Here is a 23,620-nt window from a genome sequence, read left to right as displayed (position 1 = left end):
CCGGCTGCGATCAACGGTTGAACCAGCGCAGTTGGTCGCGGTGGGCGTGCAGGTCCTTGGCCCAGTAGACCAGGGCCACCACCAGCGCGGGCACGATCAGCAGGATGGCGATCATCATGCCTGCGCCGCCGGCCTCCTCTCCGGCCGGCGCGCAGCGCTTCACGAAGCGCTGGCGGGCCATGCGCAGCACCACGGCGCTGTCCACCAGCAGCACGAGCAGCGCGGTGAAGGGAACCTCGGTGGTGCTGCGCAGTGCGAGGTGGAACGCACCCATCACCGCCGCGACCGCCAGCGGAATGGCCAGTATGCGCAGCCCCGGCAGGACCGTTGCAGCGTGCTCCGGCAGGGACTGCCAGCGCACGATCGCACGCAGCACCATGGAGCTGAGCCACAGCACCGGGGCCAGCAGCACCGCAACCGCGATGAGCAGCGCCGCGCGCTGGCCTCCGTCCAGCAGGCCATCGGACGAGGCGGGCAGCGGCCAGCTGGCGACCACGCCCCAGGTACAGAGCAGCCCCAGGGCCAGTGCCACCAGCAACGTGCGCAGGCCGCCGGCCTGCCAATGGATGGCGTCGCCCTCGCGCCCGAAGCGTGACCAGAACGCCACCTGCCCGGCATCCAGGCCCGGTGGCAGGCGCAGGTCGTGCCAGTAGCCCAGCGCCGCCAGCAGGTTGATCGCCTGGTGCGCGCGCGACGGCTGCAGGGTGCTCAGCAGGTTGCGCCAGGCCGGGCGCGGTTCGCGCAGGCTGGGCAGCACATCGCTGCCGGGCACCAGCAGGGTGTCGCTGATGCCTGAGTAGCGGACCGCCAGCGCACCCGCACCGTCCGGTGACAGCAGCCAGCGCTGTTCGCAGCGGCGCGCCACGGCATCGAGCCAGTGCATGTCCCAGCCCCGTACCGGGTCATCCCAGCCGAAGCACTCACCGAGCACGTCGAAGCGCGTGCGTGGCAGGGCGGGTTCGTTGCTCACCAGGTGCTGCAGCACGGCCTGGCCAATGAGACGCTTGCCGTGCAGCGACCACAGCTCCGGTTGCTGCTGCAGGGTCTGCCGCAGGAGCGCGTCATCGCCCTGTGCGGCCACCTCGACCAGCTGCGCGGCAACGGCATCGTGGTCCACCTCGTGCGTCGACGCCTGCGGCGCGCTGTGCCTGGGCGGTTCCACATCGCCGGCCAGCTGCGCCAACGCGGCCTGGTAGGCCTCGTGCAGCTGCTGGAACGCCACCGGATCATCTTCGGGCCGGGTGACCCGCAGCTGCCTGGCATAGGCGCGCTTGATGGCGCGCTCGTCAGCGTCGGCGTCCAGCCCCAGCCGTTGCATCCAATCACTCATGCCCACTGGCCTCGCACATTGCGCCAGCCATCCCACAGCCAGAGTACGAGCGTGGCGACCAGGGCCAGTTCGGCCACCACCACCATCATGACTGTCAGCTTCAGCAGCGGCAGCGCGGCCAGCAGCAGCCAGCCGTTGAAATGCACTTCCAGGCGGCTGCGCTTCCAGAAGCGCACCAGGGCCAGTACCAGCGCCGACCCCGCCAGTGCCGTGCCGGCCATGCGCAGATCCATGACGTGGATCAGCACCACGGCCATCACCGCCAGCAGCGGAATCAGCAGCAGGCGCGGGTAGCGCCCGCGTGGTGTGGCGGGTTCATCGCAGCTCTGCCAGCGCAGCAGCGTGTGCAGGGGCGGTGCCAGCGCGCCCAACACCGTCAGCGCGAGCAGCGCCCACAGTGCAAGCTCGGCGAAACGCTGCATGGGCCATGCGTCGGGCTCGCTGCTCTTCAGCACGCCATACCCCAGGATCAGGGCCGACAGGACGAGGCCACTGGCGATGCCGCGCAGCAGGCCCTGCAGGCCGCGCACCACGCTCATGCGGTCGCGCTGGCCGATGCGCAGCCAGAAGTCGACCTGCTGCGCGCGCAACGGTGCGGGTGCATCGGTGGCATCGTCGATGCACAGCACGTCCAGCGTGCGATTGAGGTCGCGCCCCCGCATCGGCGGCAGCGACGTCAGCAGGGCCTGCCAGGCCTTCCAGGGGCGTGACAACCAGGACAGGTGGTCGCGCGCGCCGGTGACGGTGGAAGGCAGCCCGTTCTGCCGCAGCAGCTCGGCCAGTCGCCCATGGTTGCGCGGCTGCACCACCCAGCTGCGATGCATCTGCAGGCGGTGCGCGTGCAGCGCATAGGGGTCGATGCCGCTGTGCAGATCATTCCAGCCGAAGGTCTCGACAAGCACTTCGCTGATGCCCATCGACAGCGGCGGGACGTGGTTGCACAGCTGGGCCAGCACCACCTCGCCGATCGCAGGCTTGCTGTACAGCGACCACAGCTCGGGCTGCTGCGCCAGCCAGTCGCGCAGCGGGCCAGGCTCCAGCTGCAAGGCCCGGGCCAGGATGCCGTGTCCGCTGGCGGCCACGTCCACGGTCTGTGGGGGCGGGGGTGGGGCATCGGCGAACGCCCTGTCCGCAGGTGCGGGTGCAGCTGCAGGCGCAGGTTCGAGCGCGGGTTCGGGTCCGCTGGCTACGTGGGCGCTGGCGGCGCTCGCTGCTTCCACTGGCACCGGCCGCTGCTGCACCCATGCAAGCGCGGCCTGGTAGGCCTCATGCAGGCGCTGGAACGCGGCCGGGTCATCGTCGGGGCGGGTCACCCTCAGGCGCTGCGCGTAGGCGCGCTTGATCGTGCGCTCGTCGGCGTCCTCGCCCAGCGCCAGCACCTCCAGGCCCCAGCTCATGCATCGCGCTCCAGCATGTCCAGCGCCTGGGACAGCTCGCGGCGCTGCTGCTCGATGTGGTGCAGGTCCTGGCCGTCCAGGGCATGGCGGAACTGCATCAGCCAGCCCTGCAGCGTGTCGCGGTCGTGGATGAATTCCTCGTACAGGCGCTCGGCGCGGGCCACCACGGCCAGGTTCTGCTGGGTGTCGCGCGGGTGGATCTTCAGGCCCTGCAGGGCCGCCAGGCGCTGCTGGATCTCGGTGGGCGACAGCAGGCCCGGGTTCTGCTCCAGGATCAGCTCATGGCGCAGGCCGCTGGCGTCCTCGGTGACTTCCACCTGCAGCAGGCCGTTGATGTCGTAGGTGAAGCGGGTGGTGACGCCGCGTTCCTCCAGCGGCCCGCGATGGGTGAGCGGCACGCGCAGTTCGCCCAGCTTGATGTTGCGGTCCACGGTCGGGCTTTCGCCCTGGTAGATGTCGATCACCACTTCGCGCTGCTGCTCCTGGATGGGGAAGAAGCGATCCTCGCGGCTGACCGGCACCACGCTGTTGCGCTGGATGATCGGGTGGAAATAGCCTCCGCGCGACTGCCCATCGGCGGTGCGGCGCGACACCTGGGTGCCCAGCGTGTAGGGGCAGACATCGGTCAGCACCACTTCGCGCAGGGCCTCGTCGCGACCCTTCAGGCCGGCGGCGACGGTGGCACCCAGGGCGATGGCGTGGTCGGGGTGGATATGGCGCAGCGGCAGCCGGCCGAACATGCGGGTGACCAGGCGGCTGACCATCGGCATGCGTACCGCGCCGCCGACCAGCACGATGTCGTCCAGTGCGTCCGGCTGCAGCCGCGCATCGCGGATGGCGCGCTCGATCGGGCCGCGCATGCGCTGCAGCAGGGGATCGCACAGCCGGGCGAATGCCGCCTCGTCCAGCGACCAGTGCAGCTTGCGCTCGCCCAGCGCCAGTTCCAGCGTGCTGCTGCCGCTGTGGCTCAGTTCGCGCTTGAACAGTTCCAGATGCCGCAGCAGCTGCGCCTTCTCGCTGGCGGCCAGCGTGGCCAGGTCCAGCCGCTGGTCGGCCAGCAGGGCGTCCAGCAGCACGCGCGAGAAATCCTCGCCGCCCAGGAAATTGTCACCGGCACTGGCATGGACTTCGACCACCCCGTCGAACAGCTCCAGGATCGAGACATCGAAGGTGCCGCCGCCCAGGTCCAGCACCAGCACGCGGCCTTCGCCCTCGCGCTGCTGCAGGCCATAGGCCAGCGCTGCTGCCGTGGGCTCGTTGATCAGGCGCTCGACGCGGATGCCGGCCAGTTCGCCGGCGCTGCGCGTTGCCTTGCGCTGCGCATCGGAGAAGTACGCCGGCACGCTGATCACCGCCTCTTCCACCTTCTGCCCGAGCGCGGCCTCGGCGTCGGCCAGCAGCGAGCGCAGCACCAGCGCCGACAGTTCCTCGGGCCGGAAGCTGCGGTCGCCCAGGCGGGTCTGCCGGTCGGTCCCCATCCAGCGCTTGAAGTTCGCCACGCTGTGCGCCGGATGGCTGACCAGGCGGTCGCGCGCCGGTTGCCCGACCAGCACCGCGCCATCGGCCAGGCTGACCACCGAGGGCGTCAGCAGCTCGCCGTGTGCATTGGGGAACAGCCGCCCGCCGCCTGCCTCGTAGATGCCCACCAGCGAATGGGTGGTGCCCAGGTCGATACCGACGATCATGCTGCTTCCCTGACTGCATGTGATGGAGCGCCGATTGTAGGCTGGTCGAGCGGCCGATGAACGCGCCGCCCCCAACCATCGGCCGTTGCCCCATCCGCCCCCAGCGGCTATGGTCCCGGGCTGTTCTGTACTGCCGGAAATGCCGATGCCTGCCCGTAAAACCCTTCCTGCCGCCCTGGCCCTGGGCCTGACCCTCGCTGCAGGCGCCCACGCCGATGAAGGCATGTGGATGCCAACCCAGCTGCCGGAGCTGGCCAAGCCGCTGCAGGCGGCCGGTTTCAAGGGCAACCCGGCCGAGCTGGCCAACGTCACCGCGCCGCCGCTGAGCGCGGTGGTGCGTGCCGGCGGTGGCACCGCCTCGTTCGTTTCCGCCGATGGCCTGCTGCTGACCAACCACCACGTGGCGATGGGCGTGATCCAGTACAACAGCTCGCCCGAGCACGACCTCATCAACGGCGGCTTCATCGCCCAGGGCCGTGCCGACGAGCGCCCGGCCAACCCGGACTTCCGCGTGCTGGTCACCGTCGGCTTCGACAAGGTGACCGACCAGGTGCTGGCCCAGGCCCGCGGCAAGACCGGCCGTGCCTACTTCGACGCCGTCGATGCGGCCAGCAAGCAGATCGTGGCCGAGTGCGAAAAGGACGGCAGCGTGCGCTGCTCGGTGGCCAACATGTACTACGGCACCGATTTCTACCGTATTGCCCAGCTGGAGCTGAGCGACGTGCGCCTGGTGTACGCACCGCCGCGCGCCATCGGCAACTACGGCGACGAGATCGACAACTTCATGTGGCCGCGCCACACCGGCGATTTCACCCTGCTGCGCGCCTACGTCGGCAAGGACGGCAAGCCGGCCGCCTACAGCAAGGACAACGTGCCCTACCAGGCGCCGGCGCACCTGCAGATGTCGGTGGAAGGCCCGAAGGAAGGCGATTACGCGATGCTGGCCGGTTACCCGGGCATCACCTACCGCCACCGCACCGCGGCTGAATTCGCCGGCCAGATCGACACCGTGCTGCCGCGCCGCGTCTCGGTGTTCCAGCAGATGATCGACACCATCGAGGCGGCCAGCGCCAACGATGTGCAGGCACGCACCCGCTACGCCTCGCAGCTGCAGTCGCTGAAGAACAACCGCAAGCGCGCCGCCGGCGAGCTGGAAGGCCTGCTGCGCAGCGATGCCAAGGCCCAGCGCGCTGCCGACGAAACCGCCATGCTGGCCGCCACCGACCGCAAGTACCAGGCCGACATCAAGGCGCTGCTGGCCAACCTGTCGCAGGGCGCGGCGGTGGGCGAGCGTGACCTGCTGCTGGACCAGATGGCCGCGCAGACCCAGCTGCTGCGCTCGGCCCTGCTGCTGGAACGCCTGCGCATCGAATCGGCCAAGCCGGACGCGCAGCGCGAAACCGGCTACCAGCAGCGCGACCAGGCGATGATCGAGGGCGTGCTCAAGCAGGTGCAGCGCCGCTACGCACCGGAGGTCGAGAAGGCCCTGCTGACCCGCCTGCTGACCCGCTACCAGCAGCTGCCGGACGCGCAGCGCGTGGCCGAGTTCGACGCCGCCTTCGGCCGCACCCCGGCCGAGCTGGCCAAGGCCCTGGATGGCCTGTACGCCGGCACCCAGCTGGGTGACGAGGCCCAGCGCCTGTCCCGCTTCGCCGCCGCCCGCGAAGGCAAGGCCCTGGCCGCCGATCCGCTGGTGGCCGTGGCCGGCCCGCTGGTGGCCGCGCAGCTGCGCATCGAGAACGAGAGCAAGACCCGCGAAGGCGAGCAGCTGCGCCTGCGCCCGGCCTACATGCAGGCGCTGTTCGCCTGGCGTGCCAAGCAGGGCCGCGCGGTGTACCCCGATGCCAACCGCACCCTGCGTATCAGCTACGGCAAGGTGGAGGCGCTGCATCCGCGTGACGGCGTGACCTATTCGCCGGTGACCACCGTGGCCGGCATCGTCGAAAAGAACACCAACGCCTACCCGTTCGATGCACCGAAGCCGCTGCTGGCCGCCATCGCCAAGGGCGATTTCGGCAGCACCGCCGACCCGGCGCTGAAGACCCAGACGGTCAACTTCCTGACCAACCTGGACACCACCGGCGGCAACTCCGGCTCGCCGGTGCTCAACGCCAAGGGTGAGCTGATCGGCCTGAACTTCGACAGCAACTGGGAATCGGTCAGCGCCAGCTGGTGGTTCGACCCGCGCTTCAAGCGTGCCGTGCACGTGGACATGCGCTACCTGCGCTGGCTGCTGGCCAAGGTCTACCCGGCGCCCGAGCTGCTGAAGGAAATGGGCGTGCCGGCCGAATAAGGCCGGTTGCCGGTGGGTGCCCATTGATTCCCGGTAGGTGCCCACCGTTGGTGGGCACGGACACCGTCCACCTCTTCTGGTGGGTGCCCACTGTTAGTGGGCACGGATGCCCCGTCACGACCAACGGTCGTGACCTACCAGAATGGCCAACGGTCGTGATCTACTGGCCCCTGTCCTGACGGAAACGCGCGCGTGGTCTCCAGCTGGATCCTGCTGCTGGTCTCGGTTGCCTATGCCGCGCTGCTGTTCGGCGTGGCGTGGTGGGGCGACCGCCGGCCGATGTACCCCGACCGTCCGTGGCTGCGGCCGGTCGTCTACAGCCTGGCGCTGGCCGTGTACTGCTCGTCGTGGACCTTCTACGGCGCGGTCGGTACCGCAGTGCGCCACGGCGTGGGCTACCTGCCCATCTACATCGGCCCGCTGCTGATGCTGCTGTTCGGCTGGCGCATCATCGAGCGCCTGGCGCTGGTGGCGCGCAGCCAGAACGTGGTGTCCATCGCCGATTTCATCTCCTCGCGATTCGGCCGCTCGCGGCGGCTGGCCGCGCTGGTGGCGATCATTGCCCTGATCGGCATCGTTCCGTACCTGGCCCTGCAGTACAAAGCAGTGGCGATGAGCCTGCAGGTGCTGACCGGCAACGCCGGCCCGACCGGCTACTTCACCGATCCGGCGCTGTACGTGGCCCTGCTGATGGCCCTGTTCGCGACCCTGTTCGGTACCCGCCAGGTCGATGCCACCGAGCACCACCACGGCATGATGCTGGCCATCGCCTTCGAATCGGTCATCAAGCTGCTGGCGATGCTCGCGGTGGGCGTGTTCGCCTACCTGTGGCTGAGCAACCGCACCGATGCGGTGGTGCAGTCGGTGCATACGCTGTTCACCGGCCTGCCGCCGGTGGGCTTCATCTCGCAGACGCTGCTCAGCTTCCTGGCCATCATCTGCCTGCCACGCCAGTTCCACGTGGCCGTGGTCGAGTGTGGCGATGTGCGCGACGTACGCCGCGCGCGCTGGATGTTCGGCAGCTACCTGGTGCTGATTTCGGCGATGGTGCTGCCGATCGCCACCGCCGGCGTGACCCTGTTCGGTACCGGCGGTACCGTGGCCGACGATTCGATGGTGCTGGCCCTGCCGCTGGCCGAAGGCCGCAACGCGCTGGCGCTGATCGCCTACGTGGGCGGTTTCTCGGCCGCCACAGGCATGGTCATCGTGGCCTCCATCGCGCTGGCCACCATGGTCAGCAACGACCTGGTGATGCCGGTGCTGCTGCGCCGCAGTGGCGACCACCAGGAGGCGGCCGACATGGCCTCGCGCGTGCTGTGGATCCGCCGCCTGGCCATCCTGCTGCTGGCCCTGATGGCCTACAGCTACTACCGCAGCAGCAGCAACGACAGCAGCCTCGCTTCGTACGGGCTGATGGCCTTCGCCGCCGTGGCGCAGTTTGCGCCGGGCCTGATCGGCGGCCTGTACTGGCGCGGCGCCAGCCGCCGGGGCGTCGAAGCGGGCATGGTGCTGGGCTTTGCCACCTGGATGTACACCCTGCTGCTGCCGGCGATGACCATGGCCGGCTGGGTGGATGCGACCTGGGTGCAGCACGGTCCGTTCGGCGTGGAATGGCTGCGCCCGCAGCAACTGTTCGGCATGACCGGCTGGGACCCGCTGACCCATGGCACGTTCTGGTCGCTGCTGGTCAACGCGGCCACGATGATGCTGGTGTCCGCGCGCTGGCGCCCCGGGGTGGACGAGCGCCTGCGCGCCGCGCCCTTCCTCGACCCCTACGCCGAACGCCCCTCGGTGGCGGGCGGCTGGCCCGGCCACGTGCACGTGGGCGACCTGCTGGCCCTGGCTTCGCGCGTGGTGGGTGAGCGCCACGCGCGGCGTTCGTTCTTCGAACAGGCACAGTCGCTGGGCCGCGAGCTGCAGTCCTCGGCACCGGCCGACCGGCCCTGGGTGCAGTTCACCGAGCGCCTGCTGGCCGCGTCGATCGGCGCCGCCTCCGCGCGCCTGCTGCTGACCAGCCTGCTGCGTGGCTCGGGCATGGACCTGGGCGAAGTGGTGGCGGTGCTGGACGAAGCGGGGCAGGAGCTGCGCTTCAACCGCGAGATCCTGTCCACCACGCTGGAAAACATCAGCGCCGGCGTCAGCGTGGTCGACCCGGACATGCGCCTGACGGCGTGGAACCGGCGCTACCAGGACATGTTCGGCTACCCCGACGGCATGCTCTACGTGGGCCGGCCGGTGGCCGACCTGATCCGCTACAACGCCGAACGCGGCGAGCTCGGCGAAGGCGACATCGAAGTGCAGATCAACCGCCGCATCGGTTACATGCGCGCCGGTTCACCACACGTGTTCGAACGCACGCGCAGCGATGGCAAGGTGATCGAGATGCGCGGCCAGGCGCTGCCCGGCGGCGGTTACGTGACCAGCTACAACGACATCACCGACTACAAGCACGCGGAAAAAGCACTGCTGGAAGCCAACGAAACGCTGGAACAACGCGTGGCCGAGCGCTCGCACGAAGCCGAGGTCGCGCAACAGTCGAAGACCCGCTTCCTCGCGGCGATCAGCCATGACGTGCTGCAGCCGCTGAATGCCGCGCGCCTGTTCGCTTCGGCATTGCGTGACAGCGACCATGTGAGCGACGAACAGAAGCACCTGGCCGAGCGTGTGGATGCCTCGCTGCGTGCGGCTGAGGAACTGCTGGATGGCCTGCTGGACGTGTCGCGGCTGGATGCCGGCGGCCTGCACCCGGTCATCGGCGAATTCGATGTGAGTGCGCTGATGCGCGAACTGGCCGCCCAGTACACGCCGGTGGCGGCCGGTCGTGGCCTGCGCCTGGACCTGTTCGCGCGTACCACCTGGGTACGCAGCGACCGCCGCCTGCTGCGCCGCGTGCTGCAGAACTTCCTTGCCAACGCGCTGCGCTACACGCGCCAGGGCCGCATCGTGCTGGCCGTGCGCCAGCGTGGCGACGAAGTGGAACTGCAGGTGTGGGATACCGGTCCGGGCATCCCCGAGCATCACATGCGCCAGATCTTCGAGGAGTTCCACCGCTACCAGCAGCCCTTCGACTGGGGCGAGCAGGGGCTGGGCCTGGGCCTGTCGATCTGCCAGCGCATCTCGCGCCTGCTCGATCACCGCCTCAACGCGCGCAGCCGGGTCGGCAGTGGTTCGATGTTCTCGATCATCCTGCCGCGCGTGGCGCCGTTGCCGGGCTACAGCGAGCCGCTGCTGCCCGCGCAGGCCGCCGCACCGCCGGTGCGCAGCGACTCGCTGGCCGGGCTGCGCGTGCTGTGCGTGGACAACGACGAGGAGATCCTCGATGGCATGCGTGCGCTGCTGGGCCGCTGGCAGGTGCAGGTGATCACCGCATCGACCGTGGACCAGGCGCTGGAGAAGGTGGCCGAACAACCGCAGGTGATGCTGGTGGACTACCACCTGCATGACCGCATGGATGGCCTGGACGCACTGGTGGCGCTACGCGAAGCGGCCGGCTACCCGTTGCCGGGCGCGCTGCTGACCGCCGATGGCCGCGATGAACTGAAGCGGATGGCACGCGAGCGTGGCTACCGCGTGCTGACCAAGCCGATCAAGCCGGCCTCGCTGCGCGCCTTCCTCGGCGCGCTGCGCGATGCGAGGTAGTGCCGGCCGCTGGCCGGCAACCACGCAATCCTCAACGTGTTACGCCACGCCGTGCAGGTGTTCGTACAGGATCGTCGAACCGATGATCACCAGGATCACGCCGCCGATGATCTCGGCACGCTTGCCGACCATGCCGCCCAGCACGCGGCCCAGCATGATGCCGGCGGTGACCATGGTCAGCGTGCACAGGCCGATGACCGCAGCCATCACGCCGATATGCACGTCCATGAACGCCAGGCCGATACCCACGGCCATGGCATCGATGCTGGTGGCGAAACCGGTCAGCGCCAGCTTCCAGAAACCGTGGTGCTGTGAGGGATCCTCATCCTCTTCGCCGCTGTCCGGGCGCACGCCGTTGATGATCATGTGCACGCCCAGCGCGACCAGCAGGCCGAAGGCGATCCAATGGTCGAACGCTTCGACGTACTGCAGGGCGGCGCGGCCGAGCAGCCAGCCGATGATGGGCGTGATCGCCTCGATGACGCCGAAGATGATGCCGGCACGGAGTGCATCGCGGAACACCGGCTTGCGCATGGCCGCACCCTTGCCGATCGCGGCAGCGAAGGCATCGGTGGACATGGCGAAACCGATCAGGAGGATCGAAACAGGAGACATTGGCGGCTGCTGAAGGTCGGGCAAGGACGGACGCACGGCTCGCGCTCGCGCCCAACCTGTCGTTGCGCGCGCGGGCCGCTGGTCTCGCCAACCATCATGGTTGTCCACGCCACGGCGCACTGGCCGAGTATGTTGACGTGGACGATTCCTGCGTAGGAATCCGGCTACTCCCCAAGGGGACGCGAAGCTTAGCACCGCGATCCGCGCGTGGCGCATTTGCGGGCAAACGCGCAGGCAGGGCTGGTTTGTATAGCGAAGGCTATACCGCGAGCACAGCGGCGCCTGGTAGTGCCGGCCGCTGGCCGGCAGGTGCGTCGGTAGAAGCGTGCCAAGCAAGCTTGGCAGCTACCAGAGCAGTTCCAGTGGTTCCAGGTGAATGCCGGCCAGCGGCCGGCACTACCGTCAGTCTTCTTCCGGCGGCAGCACGATGGCGTCGTCGTCGATCGCCAGCTTGCCGGCCATCAGCACGGCCTGGGTGCGGTTGGTCACGCCGAGCTTGCGCAGGATGGCGGTGACGTGGGCCTTGATCGTGGCTTCGGAGACGTTGAGGTCGTAGGCGATCTGCTTGTTCAAGCGGCCGGCGCCGAGCATCTGCAGCACGCGGAACTGCTGCGGGGTGAGCTCGCGCAGGCGCTGGCCGACCTCGCGTTCCTCGCTGCCGGTGGGCGGCACGTTGTGCGCTTCCGGCGGCGCCCACGTCTCGCCATCGAGGATGGTGCCCAGGGCATGCCCGATCGTGTCCGAGTCGGCCGACTTGGGAATGAAGCCGAGCGCGCCGTGGTCGAGCGCGCGGCGCATCACCGTGGCTTCTTCGCGTGCGGACACCACCACCACCGGCAGGTGCGGGTGCAGCGAGCGCATGTGCACCAGCGCGTTGAATCCCTGCGCGCCGGGCATGTTGAGGTCCATCAGGACCAGGTCGGCGTCGTTGTGCTGGTCGGCCAGGGCGTACAGCGCTTCCACGCTGTCGGCCTCGAACAGCTGCACGCCCGGGATGACCCGCTGCACGGCCCCTCGCAGGGCTTCACGGAACAACGGGTGGTCATCGGCAATCAGGAGGGTGGTCATGGTCGGGGGGGAACCGTGGGGAAAGCTGCATGGGGTCAGAGCCCTTTCCTGCCGGAAAAGGATCTGACCCCGGGTGATGCATCAGCGGACCTTGCGTTCGTCCACCAGCGACGCCACCACCGACGGATCGGCCAGGGTCGAGGTGTCGCCGAGCTGGTCCGGCGCGTTCTCGGCGATCTTGCGCAGGATGCGGCGCATGATCTTGCCCGAGCGGGTCTTGGGCAGGCCCGGCGCCCACTGCAGGTGGTCCGGCGTGGCGATGGGGCCGATCTCCTTGCGCACCCAAGCCACCAGCTCCTTGTGCAGCTCGTCGCTGGGGGTTTCATCGGCCACCAGGGTCACGTAGGCGTAGATGCCCTGGCCCTTGACGTCGTGCGGGAAGCCGACGACGGCCGCTTCGGCCACCTTCGGGTGCGAAACCAGTGCGCTCTCCACTTCGGCGGTGCCGATGCGGTGGCCGGACACGTTGATCACATCGTCCACGCGGCCGGTGATCCAGTAGTAGCCGTCTTCATCGCGGCGGCAACCGTCGCCGGTGAAGTAGCTGCCCGGGTAGGTGCGGAAATAGGTGTCGATGAAGCGCTGGTGGTCGCCGTAGACCGTGCGCATCTGGCCCGGCCAGGAATCACGGATGATCAGGTTGCCCTCGGTCGGGCCGTCCTGGATCTCGCCATCGGCATTGACCAGCGCCGGCTGCACGCCGAAGAAGGGCAGGGTGGCCGAACCCGGCTTGAGGTCCATCGCGCCGGCCAGCGGCGAGATCAGGATGCCGCCGGTCTCGGTCTGCCACCAGGTATCGACGATCGGGCAGCGGCTGTCGCCGACCACCTCGTAGTACCAGCGCCAGGCTTCGGGATTGATCGGCTCGCCGACGCTGCCGAGCAGGCGCAGCGACGCGCGCGACGTCTTCTTCACCGGCTCCTCGCCTTCGCGCATCAGTGCACGGATGGCGGTCGGGGCGGTGTAGAAGATGGTTACCTGGTGCTTGTCGATGACATTCCAGAAACGCGAGGTGTCCGGGTAGTTCGGCACGCCTTCGAACATCAGCGAGGTCGCGCCGTTGGCCAGCGGGCCGTACACGATGTAGCTGTGGCCGGTGACCCAGCCGACATCGGCGGTGCACCAGTAGATGTCGTCCTCGCGCAGGTCGAACACCGCTTCATGGGTGTAGGCCGCGTACAGCAGGTAGCCACCGGTGGTGTGCAGCACGCCCTTCGGCTTGCCGGTGGAACCGGAGGTGTAGAGGATGAACAACGGGTCTTCCGCGTTCATGCGTTCCGGCTCGCAGGTGGACGGCTGGCTGTCCACCACGTCGTGGAACCAGCGGTCGCGCGGGGCCTGCATGTCCACAGCGCCGCCGGTGTGGCGCACCACCAGCACGGTTTCGACGGTATTGGTGCCCGGCAGCTTCAGCGCGGCATCAACGTTGGCCTTCAGCGGGATCCTGCGGCCACCGCGCAGGCCCTCGTCGGCGGTGATGATCAGCTTGCTCTGGCAATCGCTGACACGGTCGGCGATCGAGTTCGGCGCGAAGCCACCGAACACCACCGAGTGGATGGCACCGATGCGCGCGCAGGCCAGCATGGCCACGGCGGCGTCGACGATCATCGGCAGGTAGATGGTGACCCGGTCGCCCTTCTTGACGCCCAGGTTGCGCAGCGCGTTGCCGAGGCGGCAGGTGCGCTCGTACAGCTCGCGATAGGTCACGTGCTGGGCCGGTGCGTCCGGACCGTCCGGTTCGAACAGCAGGGCGGTCTTGTCGCCGCGCTTCTCGAGCTGGCGGTCCAGGCAGTTCACGCTGGCGTTGAGCTCGCCGTCCTCGAACCACTTGATGCGGAAGTCGGCCAGGTCGTAGCTGACGTTCCTGATCGTGGTCGGCTTGCGCATCCAGTCCAGCCGTTCGGCGGCCTTGCCCCAGAACGCATCCGGGTCGGACACCGAAGCCTGGTACTGCTGCTGGTAAGACGTCTTGTCGATGCGTGCCTTGGCGGCGAACTGCGGATCGACGGGGTAGATATCAGCCATGGCACCCTCACTTGCACGTTGACTTTGTATGTGCGGTCGCAGCATCGCAGCGACCCTCCGCCACCAGTTTGCCCCATCCACCCCCGGTCGCGTCACCACGGCGCTTAGACCATGGTCGAAAGGCGGCGCTCTGCAGGCCCGGGTTCGACCAATGGCGAATACCGCTATACATAAACGCCCCGCAGTCTCGGCTCGACCGTGCCCCACGCGCGGCATCACCTTGCCACTTGGGAGAGAGGGCAACATGAGCCACCGTACGTTGAAAGCCGTGCGCAAACCTTTGGCGGCCTGCTTGCTGGTCGCCCTGGTCGCACCGGGCATGGCGTTTGCAGAGACCGCCAAAGAGAAAGCACTGGAAGCACGCGTCGCCGAACTGGAACGCCAGGTCCAGGCGCTGCTGTCCTCGCAGCAGCAACAGCAGACCCAGATCGTCCAGACCCAGCAGGCCGTGACCGATGTCCGCGCCGTGCAGGCCGAGCAGAAGCCGGTCGCACAGGTGCCGGCCGGCAAGCAGCCGATCCAGGTCACCACCATCACCCCGGGCGCCGCGCCGGGCACCACGGTCAAGATCGGCGGCTTCATCAAGGCCGATTTCCTGGCCACCCAGACCAGCGATGGCCAGCTGGCCGACGATGCCACCGGCCGCGCGCTGTACCTGCCGGGCCAGACCCCGGTGGCCGGCGCCGGCGGCTCGGGCAAGCGCTCGGACGTGGACTACAACGCCCACGCCAAGTTCTCGCGCTTCAACATCGGCATCGACAACGTCAGCGAGTCGGGCAACAAGTCCGGCGCGATGTTCGAGATGGACTTCTTCGGCAATTCGCTGGGCAACCAGACCGCCACCAACACCTACGGCGTGACCCTGCGCCATGCCTACATGTACTGGAACAACTGGCTGGCTGGCCAGACCTGGTCCAACTTCATGGATGCGGCGGCGCTGCCGGAAGCGGTCGACTTCGTCGGCCCGACCGATGGCGTGATCTTCGTCCGCCAGGCCCAGGTGCGTTACACGCAGGGCGGTTTCAGCGTCGCCCTGGAAAACCCGGAAACCACCACCCTCACCGGCATCCGCAACCCGGTCACCGGCGCGTGGACCAACGCCAGCGCCAACTCCGACCGTGGCAGCCTGCCCGACCTGACGATGCGTTACGGCTGGAAGGGTGACTGGGGCACCTTCGGCGTCGGCGGCATCGTCCGCCAGCTGAAGGTCGACAACCAGGCCACCAACGCGAAGGCCGACAAGGTGGCCGGCGGCCTGACCCTCGGCGGCAAGTGGGTAATGGGCGGCAATGATTCGCTGCACTACCAGCTGACCGGTGGCGAAGGCATCGCCCGTTACATCGGCCTGGGCGTTACTGCGGACACTGCCTACGACATTGCCCGCGACGAGCTCAACCCGACCGGCGTGCTGGCCGGCTACGTCGGCTGGCGCCATGCATTCACCCCGAAGCTGCGCACCAACCTGATCTACGCCCGCAGCGACTACGACAACGATGGCAGCCTGGGGCCGCTGGTCACCAAGAGCGTGCAGAGCATCCGCGGCAACATCTTCTACACGCCGATGCCCAAGGTCGATATCGGTGCCGAGTACATGTACGGCGTGCGTGAGATCGAGGACGGCCGCAAGGGCGACATCAACCGCGTGCAGTTCACCACGAAGTACAGCTTCTAAATAAGTGCCGACCAACGGTCGGCACCTACCAGAACACGGAGTCGACCAACGGTCGGCACCTACCGGGATTGCATGCCGACCAACGGTCGGCATCTACAGAGGGAAAACGTCTCATGTCCAGCACACCTGCACCGGCGAAAGCCGAACTCACCCAGGGACACAAGAAGGTCATCTTCGCGTCCAGCCTGGGTACTGTTTTCGAGTGGTATGACTTCTTCCTGTATGGCTCGCTCGCGGCCATCATCGCCAAGCAGTTCTTCAGTGGCGTCAACGAAACCACGGGCATGATCTTCGCCCTGCTGGCCTTCGCCGCCGGCTTCTTCGTGCGTCCGTTCGGCGCGGCCTTCTTCGGCAGCCTCGGCGATCGCATCGGCCGCAAGTACACCTTCCTGGTCACCATCCTCATCATGGGCATCTCGACCTTCCTGGTCGGCGTGCTGCCCAACTACGCCTCGATCGGTTTCGCCGCACCGGTGATCCTGATCGTGCTGCGCCTGGCCCAGGGCCTGGCGATGGGCGGTGAGTACGGTGGCGCGGCGACCTACGTGGCCGAACATGCCCCGGTAGACAAGCGCGGCCTGTACACCAGCTTCATCCAGTGCACTGCCACGCTCGGCCTGTTCATGTCGCTGCTGATCATCCTGGCCTGCCGTTACTTCCTGGGCAACGAAGCCTTCGAAGCCTGGGGCTGGCGCATTCCGTTCCTGGTCTCGATCGTGCTGCTGGGCATTTCGGTGTGGATCCGCCTGCAGCTGAGCGAATCGCCGCTGTTCCAGCAGATGAAGGCCGAAGGCAAGGGTTCCAAGACCCCGTTCCGTGACAGCCTGAAGGGCGGCAACCTGAAGCTGATGCTGCTGGTTCTGCTGGGTGCTGCGGCCGGCCAGGCCGTGGTGTGGTACGGCGGCCAGTTCTACGCGCTGTTCTTCCTGAGCAGCATGCTGAAGGTCGATGCCACCACCTCCTACCTGCTGATCGCCGCCGCGCTGGCGCTGGGCGTGCCGTTCTTCATCTTCTTCGGCTGGCTGTCCGACCGTATCGGCCGCAAGAAGATCATCCTGGCCGGCTGCCTGCTGGCTGCCGTCACCTACATCCCGATCTTCAAGGGCCTGACCCACTTCGCCAACCCGGCCATCGAAGAAGCCCGCAGCAGCTCGCCGGCCCTGGTCGTGGCTGATCCGAGCACCTGCTCGTTCCAGTTCGATCCGGTCGGCCTGCGCAAGTTCACCAGCTCCTGCGACGTGGCTACTGCCGCGCTGACCAAGGCGGGCGTGCCGTACGACGTGCAGCCGGCCGCTGCCGGTTCGCTGGCCATGGTGAACGTGGGCAGCGCCAGCGTCACCTCGTACGAGGCCGCCGGCCTGACCAAGGAAGAAGGCAAGGCCAAGGCCGATGCCTTCGGTGCCGAACTGAAGGGTGCACTGACCACGGCGGGCTATCCGGCCAAGGCCGATGGTTCGCGCATCAACATCGCCGGCACGATCTTCATGCTGTGGCTGCTGGTGCTGTACGTGACCATGGTCTACGGCCCGATCGCCGCCTACCTGGTTGAACTGTTCCCGACCCGCATCCGCTACACCTCGATGTCGCTGCCGTACCACATCGGCAACGGCTGGTTCGGCGGCTTCCTACCGGCGATCTCCTTTGCGCTGGTGGCCGGTACCGGCAACCTGTACTACGGCCTGTGGTACCCCATCATCATCGCGCTGATGTCGGTGGTGATTGGCGGCCTGTTCCTGCGTGAAACGAAGAACGTGGACATCACCAAGTAACCGGCGTGCCGACCAACGGTCGGCACCCACCGGAGTTTCAAGGGCCGCGGTGCAGACCGCGGCCTTTCTGTTTGTGGGGCGCCGGATCGCCTGACGGGAGGGTAGAGTCGACCGTTGGTCGACTATCGCGCGCAGCGCGGGGTTCATGCGTTCTGCGCCGACGGCAGTCGACTGACAGTCGACTCTACCCAGTCGATTCCACTCCCTGTCATGCGGTCATGACCGCCGTAGCTCGTATAGTCGGCCCATGACCACCACCGCCCCGGCCGACCTCCCCGCCATCCTGCACACCCTGCGCAGCGCCTGGCAGGCCCAGCGCCCCACGCTCGACCAGCGCGAAGCCGACCTGCGCCGCCTGCGCGAGGCGCTGAAGCCGCGCCTGGATGAAATGGCCCAGGCCATCGCCGAGGACTTCGGCCACCGTGCCCACGTTGAATCGAAGCTGGCCGATGGCATGAGCGTGCTGTCGGCCATCGACCACCTGCGCCGCCACCTGCGGCGCTGGTCGAAGCCGCAGCGCGTATCGGCCGGCTGGAAGCTGTGGCCGGCGCGCGCGCAGCTGCGGCCGACGCCGCTGGGCGTGGTCGGGGTGATTTCGCCCTGGAACTACCCAGTCACGCTGGCACTGGTACCGCTGGCCACGGCCATCGCCGCCGGCAACCACGTGCTGCTGAAACCCTCCGAGCACACCCCGCGCACCAGCGCGTTCCTGGCTGATCTGCTGGCCAGCGTGTTCCCGCGCGACCGCGTGGCGGTGGTGCAGGGCGGGGCGGACGTGGCTGCGGCGGTGTCCTCGCTGCCGCTGGACCATCTGTTGTTTACCGGCTCGACGGCAGTGGGGCGCAAGGTGATGGCCGCTGCTGCCGAGCATCTGGTGCCGGTCACGCTCGAGCTGGGCGGCAAGTCGCCGGCCATCGTCTGCCGTGATTTCCCGCTGGACAGTGCCGCCGCGCGGCTGGCCACCGGCAAGTGGTTCAACGCGGGCCAGACCTGCATCGCGCCGGACTACGTGCTGATCGACACCGCACGCCAGCGCGAGTTCGTGCAGGCGCTGCAGCAGCAGGTGCGCGAGCGCTACGGCGATTTCAGCGATGCCGGCGATTACACCCGCATCATCAACGAAGACCAGTACCAGCGACTGCAGGGTTATCTGGCACAGGCGCGCGAGCGTGGCGTGCCGGTGATTCCGCTGGCGCAGGTGGATGATGCGCGTGCCGACCGTGAGCGCCTGCTGGTGCCGACCGTGGTGCTGGATCCGCCGGACGACCTGGACCTGATGCGCGAGGAGATCTTCGGGCCGATCCTGCCGGTGCGCGCCTACCCGGATCTGCAGGCCGCGCTGGGCGACGTGCTGTCCCGCGACCGGCCGCTGGCGCTGTATCCCTTCAGCCATGACACGGCCACGGTGGAGCGCATCCTCGGCCAGGTGGTGGCCGGCGGGGTGACAGTCAACGACACGCTGCTGCACTTCGCCGCCGATGGCCTGCCGTTTGGCGGGGTGGGGGCCAGCGGCATGGGCGCGTACCACGGCCGGGCCGGGTTCGATGCGATGAGCAAGCGGCTGCCGGTGCTGTGGCAGTCGCGCTGGGCGGCCAGCGACCGGCTGCGGCCGCCGTATTCGAAGATTGCCGGGTTGTTGAAGCTGCTGGTGCGGTAGTGCCGGCAGCTGGCCGGCAGATGCAGGGTCTCGCCGAACGTTCATGGGGTTGCCGGCCAGCGGCCGGCACTACCGGGCCAGCCCACCCGGGTAGAATGGCCCCATGAAAATCGCCTCGTGGAACGTCAATTCGCTCAATGTCCGCCTGCCGCACCTGGAGCAGTGGCTCAAGGAGTTCGGCCCGGACATCGTCGGTATCCAGGAAACCAAGCTGGAGGACCACAAGTTCCCCGATTCGGCGCTGATCGCCGCCGGTTACCGCAGCGTGTTCGCCGGGCAGAAGACCTACAACGGCGTGGCCCTGCTGTCGCGTGAGCCGGCGCAGGACGTGCAGATCGGCATCCCCGGCTTCGAGGACGAGCAGAAGCGCGTCATCGCCGGTACCTTCGGCGACCTGCGGGTGATCAACCTGTACGTGGTCAACGGCCAGGACATCGGCACCGACAAGTACGACTACAAGCTGCGCTGGCTGGAAGCGGTGCATGCCTGGATCGCGCAGGAACTGCAGCGCCATCCGAAGCTGATCGTGATGGGCGACTTCAACATCGCCCCGGATGCGCGCGACGTGCACGACCCGGAGGTCTGGAACGAGAACCACATCCTGACCTCCACCGCCGAGCGCGGCGCGCTGGAAAAGCTGCTGCAGCTGGGCCTGCACGATGGTTTCCGCCTGCACAACGACGAGGCCGGGGTGTTCAGCTGGTGGGACTACCGCGCGGCCGGCTTCCGCCGCAACCTGGGCCTGCGCATCGACCTGACGCTGGTCTCCGACGCACTGAAGGCCAGTGCCGTGGCATCGGGCATCGACCGCGAGCCGCGCACCTGGGAGCGCCCGAGCGACCATGCGCCGGCGTGGGTGGAGATCGGTTGATGCGGTAGCGCCGGGCCATGCCCGGCGAGCGCAGCGGCGGCCGGGAGACGCCGGGCATGGCCCGGCGCTACCGTTCAGATCAGCGGATGCTCTTGCGGGTGAACAGGTTGACGATGGCCAGCAGGATCACCGCACCGATCAGCGAGAACAGGAACGTGCGCAGGGTGATGGCCTCGTTGATGCCGCCGCCGAACAGCCAGCCGCTGATCAGCGCGCCGACGATGCCCACCACGACGTTGAGGATGATGCCCTGCTGGGCGTCGCGGCGCATGATGATGCTGGCCAGCCAGCCAACGATGCCGCCAACGATCAGCCAGATGATGATGCCCATGAACGTGACCTCGGGAAGGGGAAGGGACGAGCGCCAGTTGACGCGCAGCGCTGTGAACCCGTCGTGCAATCCCGTGACGGGCGCGTGCGGATGAGCCTGCCTGCCACCTTGGACGGCCCCTGGCGCTTCGGCCCGGTGACGGTCTGGCGCTGCCCGCACGTGCCCGGCCAGCGCGGTGAGCCGCAGGCCCGGCAGGTGCTGGCACAGGCCCTGGGCGGTGAACCGGGTGACCTGCCGCTGGTGCGCGACGACAAGGGCCGGCCAGAGCTGGCCGGCGCGCTGGCCCACTACGGCACCGGCTGGAGCCACAGCGGCGAGGTGCTGCTGGTGGCACTGGGCGAGGGCGTGCGGCTGGGCGTGGACCTGGAACTGCTGCGGCCGCGCCCGCGCCTGCTGGAAATCATCCAGCGCTTCTTCCACCCCGATGAGGTGGCATGGCTGCAGGGGCTGCCGGCCGACGCGCGCGAACACTGGTTCTTCCGCGTGTGGTGCGCCAAGGAAGCGCTGCTCAAGGCGCATGGCCAGGGCATCTCCTTCGGCCTGCACCGGCTGCAGCTGGCGCCCGGTGCCGATGGTGCCCTGCACCTGCGCTGGTGCGACGCCGAACTGGGCCAGGCCGAGCGCTGGCACCTGCACGAATGGCAGGCCAGCGGCCAGTTCCGCGCGGCATTGGCCTGGTATCCGCATTGAAGCGGCGAACCGGCGGGCAAAACCGGCGATAATGACGGCATGAGCGAACACGATCTTCCCGCCGGCGTGGTCTCCACGCTGGAACAGGGCCTGGCCAGCATGGGCCTGGCGGCCGCATTGGCGCCGCCGCTGCTGCGCTACCTGGCGCTGCTGCACCGCTGGAACGGCACCTACAACCTCACCGCCATCCGCGATCCGCAGGAAATGGTCACCCGCCATCTGCTCGATTCGCTGGCGATGCAGCCGTTCGTGGCCGATGGCAGCCTTGCCGATCTTGGTACCGGCCCCGGGCTGCCAGGCATCCCGCTGGCCATTGCCTGCCCGGGCCTGCAGGTCACCCTGGTGGAGAGCAACGGCAAGAAGGCGCGCTTCATGCGCGAAGCCGTGCGCCAGCTGGGCCTGGCCAATGCACGCGTGGCCGAATCGCGCGCCGAGGCGCTGGACGAAGCCGGCCGCTACGACCAGCTGACCGCGCGCGCGATGGATACCCTGGCCGGCATCGTCCGCGTCGGTGGCCATCTGCTGCGGCCCGGTGGCGTGCTGCTGGCCATGAAGGGCGTCTACCCGCATGACGAGATCGCGGCCCTGCCGGCAGGCTGGCAGGTGCGCGAGGTGACCCCGCTGAGCGTGCCCGGCCTGGCCGGCGAACGCCATCTGGTCACTGTTGCAGGCCCCTGAACCCCGCCGCCGGCCCTTTGCGAAACAAGGGGTTGGCGATCCATGATTTCCGCACGGGGCCGGTTGTACGCATAATGACCGGTCCCAGCACACGTCGACGAGGCACACCCGCATGGCCCGCATCATCGCCATCGCCAACCAGAAGGGTGGCGTCGGCAAGACCACGACCGCCGTCAACCTGGCCGCTTCCCTGGCCAACGCACCCAAGCGCGTGCTGTTGGTCGACCTGGATTCGCAGGGCAACGCGACCATGGGCAGTGGCGTGGACAAGCGCGAGCTGGTCTCCTCCACCTACGATCTGCTGCTGGGCGAAGCCAAGGCAGCCGACGTGCGCGTGGCCACCGCTGAGGGCTACGACCTGCTGCCGGGCAACATCGACCTGACCGCGGCCGAGATCCAGCTGATGGCGCAGGAAGAGCGCGAGCAGCGCCTGAAGCGCGCGCTGGCGCCGATCCGCGAAGAGTACGACTACATCCTGATCGACTGCCCGCCGGCGCTGTCGCTGCTGACGCTCAACGCGCTGGCCGCCGCCGATTCGGTGCTGGTGCCCATGCAGTGCGAGTACTACGCGCTGGAAGGCCTGAGCGCGCTGGTGGAAACCATCGAAGCGCTGCGCACCAACCTCAACCCGGTGCTGGAGATCGAGGGCGTGCTGCGCACCATGTTCGACGTGCGCAACAACCTCGCCAATGCCGTGTCGGCGGAGCTGACCGAGCACTTCGGTGACCGCGTGTTCCGCACCATCGTGCCGCGCAACGTGCGCCTGGCCGAGGCCCCCAGCCACGGCCAGAGCATCGTCGGCTACGACCGCGCCTCGCGCGGTGGCGTGGCCTACCTGGGCCTGGCCGGCGAGATCATCCGCCGCAACAACGAACGCAACAAGGCCGGCAAGGCCGTGGAGACCGCCTGATGACCAGCAAGCCTGCCGCCAAGAAGCGAGGCCTCGGCCGCGGACTGGACGCCCTGCTGGGCCCCAAGGGCGCAGCCAGCCAGGTGCAGGCCACCACTGCGGTCATCGAACCCCTGCCGGGTGAAGTGCTGCGCAAGCTGGCCGTGGGCCAGCTGCAGCCGGGCAAGTACCAGCCGCGCCGCGAGATGGACGAAGGCAAGCTCTCCGAGCTGGCCGATTCGATCAAGTCGCAGGGCGTGATCCAGCCGATCCTGGTGCGCCAGCTGCCGGCGGGCAACTACGAAATCGTCGCCGGTGAGCGCCGCTGGCGTGCATCGCAGCTGGCCGGGCTGGACGAAGTGCCGGTGGTGGTGCGCGAGCTGGAAGACCGCACCGTCATCGCGATGGCGCTGATCGAGAACATCCAGCGCGAAGACCTCAATCCGCTGGAAGAAGCCGAAGCGCTGCAGCGCCTCATCAGCGAATTCACCCTGACCCACGCCGAGGCCGCCGAGGCCGTCGGCCGCTCGCGCGCGGCGGTGTCCAACCTGCTGCGCCTGCTGGAGCTGCCGGTGGCCATCCGCCTGCTGCTGGAAACCCGCCGCCTGGAAATGGGCCACGCCCGTGCACTGCTGACCCTGGCCCCGGAACTGGCGGGCAAGCTGGCGCAGGAAGCGGCCGATGAAGGCTGGTCGGTGCGTGAGGTCGAGCGCCGTGCGCAGGCCTTCGCTGCCGGCAAGGTGCCGAGCAACCGCCCGGTGGCCACGCCGAAGGTGCAGCAGGCCGACATCGCCTCGCTGGAAACCGAGCTGTCCGAATCGCTGGGCACCAAGGTGGCCATCAACCACGGCCGCGGCGGCAAGGGCAAGCTGATCATCCACTACACCGATCTGGACACGCTGGACGGCGTGCTGGAAAAGCTGCGCACCCGCCAGGGCTGAGCGCGGCATCGCTGCAACCGCGCGCGGCAGGAAGCGCGCACGCCGCGGGACGGCCCTGTGCCGCGGCTCA

Annotated in this window: 17 protein-coding genes and 1 riboswitch; of the genes, 10 read left to right on the top strand and 7 right to left on the bottom strand. The window is 68.3% G+C overall.

Going from position 1 to position 23,620, the window contains the following annotated elements; all coding sequences use genetic code 11:
* Positions 1–10: 10 nt before the first annotated feature.
* The 3 genes from C1927_RS21625 to C1927_RS20910 are packed head-to-tail and all read right to left on the bottom strand — an operon-like array spanning position 11 to position 4,412.
* Complete coding sequence (locus tag C1927_RS21625) at positions 11–1,330, bottom strand: hypothetical protein (RefSeq protein ID WP_216821161.1); 1,320 nt, start codon at positions 1,328–1,330, stop codon at positions 11–13.
* Entirely contained in the window at positions 1,327–2,727 is a 1,401-nt protein-coding gene (locus C1927_RS20915; protein ID WP_108747704.1) for a hypothetical protein, read from the bottom strand. The genes C1927_RS21625 and C1927_RS20915 overlap by 4 nt, the downstream gene beginning before the upstream one ends.
* Positions 2,724–4,412 (bottom strand): molecular chaperone HscC, encoded by a 1,689-nt coding sequence (locus C1927_RS20910; protein ID WP_108747703.1) that lies wholly within the window; start codon positions 4,410–4,412, stop codon positions 2,724–2,726. The genes C1927_RS20915 and C1927_RS20910 overlap by 4 nt, the downstream gene beginning before the upstream one ends.
* Positions 4,413–4,557: 145 nt before the next feature.
* Between C1927_RS20910 and C1927_RS20905 the strand changes: the two genes are divergently transcribed.
* Both C1927_RS20905 and C1927_RS20900 read left to right on the top strand, forming a co-directional pair.
* Positions 4,558–6,705, top strand: a complete 2,148-nt coding sequence (locus C1927_RS20905) for a S46 family peptidase (protein WP_079224345.1) — start codon at positions 4,558–4,560, stop codon at positions 6,703–6,705.
* A 192-nt stretch (positions 6,706–6,897) separates the two neighbouring features.
* Positions 6,898–10,344, top strand: coding sequence for a PAS domain-containing hybrid sensor histidine kinase/response regulator (locus C1927_RS20900; protein WP_079224344.1), 3,447 nt, complete (start codon positions 6,898–6,900; stop codon positions 10,342–10,344).
* Positions 10,345–10,383: 39 nt separating this feature from the next.
* On the opposite strand, the gene C1927_RS20895 is transcribed toward C1927_RS20900, so the two are convergent.
* From C1927_RS20895 to acs, 3 genes are all read right to left on the bottom strand, one after another.
* Complete coding sequence (locus C1927_RS20895; RefSeq protein WP_079224342.1) at positions 10,384–10,959, bottom strand: manganese efflux pump MntP family protein; 576 nt, start codon at positions 10,957–10,959, stop codon at positions 10,384–10,386.
* Between the two features lie 10 nt (positions 10,960–10,969).
* Positions 10,970–11,138, bottom strand: a riboswitch (yybP-ykoY riboswitch).
* Positions 11,139–11,361: 223 nt separating this feature from the next.
* Positions 11,362–12,027, bottom strand: a complete 666-nt coding sequence (locus tag C1927_RS20890; protein ID WP_006477308.1) for a response regulator transcription factor — start codon at positions 12,025–12,027, stop codon at positions 11,362–11,364.
* Positions 12,028–12,108: 81 nt separating this feature from the next.
* Complete coding sequence (gene acs / locus C1927_RS20885; protein WP_108747702.1) at positions 12,109–14,052, bottom strand: acetate--CoA ligase; 1,944 nt, start codon at positions 14,050–14,052, stop codon at positions 12,109–12,111.
* A 244-nt stretch (positions 14,053–14,296) separates the two neighbouring features.
* Between acs and C1927_RS20880 the strand changes: the two genes are divergently transcribed.
* The 4 genes from C1927_RS20880 (at position 14,297) to xth (ending at position 20,021) form a co-directional block, all read left to right on the top strand.
* On the top strand, positions 14,297–15,724 hold the full coding sequence (locus C1927_RS20880) for a DcaP family trimeric outer membrane transporter (RefSeq protein ID WP_108747701.1): 1,428 nt from the start codon (positions 14,297–14,299) through the stop codon (positions 15,722–15,724).
* A gap of 113 nt (positions 15,725–15,837) precedes the next feature.
* Positions 15,838–17,493, top strand: a complete 1,656-nt coding sequence (locus tag C1927_RS20875; protein ID WP_079224336.1) for an MFS transporter — start codon at positions 15,838–15,840, stop codon at positions 17,491–17,493.
* Positions 17,494–17,740: 247 nt separating this feature from the next.
* Positions 17,741–19,150, top strand: coding sequence for a coniferyl aldehyde dehydrogenase (locus C1927_RS20870; protein ID WP_108747700.1), 1,410 nt, complete (start codon positions 17,741–17,743; stop codon positions 19,148–19,150).
* A 103-nt stretch (positions 19,151–19,253) separates the two neighbouring features.
* Positions 19,254–20,021, top strand: a complete 768-nt coding sequence (gene xth / locus C1927_RS20865; RefSeq protein WP_108747699.1) for an exodeoxyribonuclease III — start codon at positions 19,254–19,256, stop codon at positions 20,019–20,021.
* 79 nt (positions 20,022–20,100) lie between these two features.
* Here the strand turns inward: xth and C1927_RS20860 are convergent, their stop codons facing one another.
* On the bottom strand, positions 20,101–20,352 hold the full coding sequence (locus C1927_RS20860) for a GlsB/YeaQ/YmgE family stress response membrane protein (RefSeq protein ID WP_079224325.1): 252 nt from the start codon (positions 20,350–20,352) through the stop codon (positions 20,101–20,103).
* Between the two features lie 90 nt (positions 20,353–20,442).
* Between C1927_RS20860 and C1927_RS20855 the strand changes: the two genes are divergently transcribed.
* The 4 genes from C1927_RS20855 to C1927_RS20840 all read left to right on the top strand — a co-directional run bounded on the left by C1927_RS20855 (position 20,443) and on the right by C1927_RS20840 (position 23,550).
* Positions 20,443–21,042 carry a 4'-phosphopantetheinyl transferase superfamily protein gene (locus tag C1927_RS20855; RefSeq protein WP_079224323.1) on the top strand — a complete coding sequence of 200 codons (600 nt, stop codon included), beginning with the start codon at positions 20,443–20,445 and terminating at the stop codon, positions 21,040–21,042.
* A 39-nt stretch (positions 21,043–21,081) separates the two neighbouring features.
* The gene (rsmG, locus tag C1927_RS20850; RefSeq protein WP_079224321.1) at positions 21,082–21,720 is read left to right on the top strand and encodes a 16S rRNA (guanine(527)-N(7))-methyltransferase RsmG; all 639 of its coding nucleotides are present in this window, start codon (positions 21,082–21,084) and stop codon (positions 21,718–21,720) included.
* A gap of 112 nt (positions 21,721–21,832) precedes the next feature.
* Complete coding sequence (locus C1927_RS20845) at positions 21,833–22,630, top strand: ParA family protein (RefSeq protein WP_079224320.1); 798 nt, start codon at positions 21,833–21,835, stop codon at positions 22,628–22,630.
* On the top strand, positions 22,630–23,550 hold the full coding sequence (locus C1927_RS20840) for a ParB/RepB/Spo0J family partition protein (RefSeq protein WP_079224318.1): 921 nt from the start codon (positions 22,630–22,632) through the stop codon (positions 23,548–23,550). The genes C1927_RS20845 and C1927_RS20840 overlap by 1 nt, the downstream gene beginning before the upstream one ends.
* The last annotated feature ends 70 nt before the right edge of the window (positions 23,551–23,620 follow it).

Source organism: Stenotrophomonas sp. ZAC14D1_NAIMI4_1, assembly GCF_003086775.1.
GTDB lineage: Bacteria > Pseudomonadota > Gammaproteobacteria > Xanthomonadales > Xanthomonadaceae > Stenotrophomonas.
Note: the sequence above shows the minus strand (reverse complement) of the source record. Positions and strands in the feature narration are given on the sequence as shown.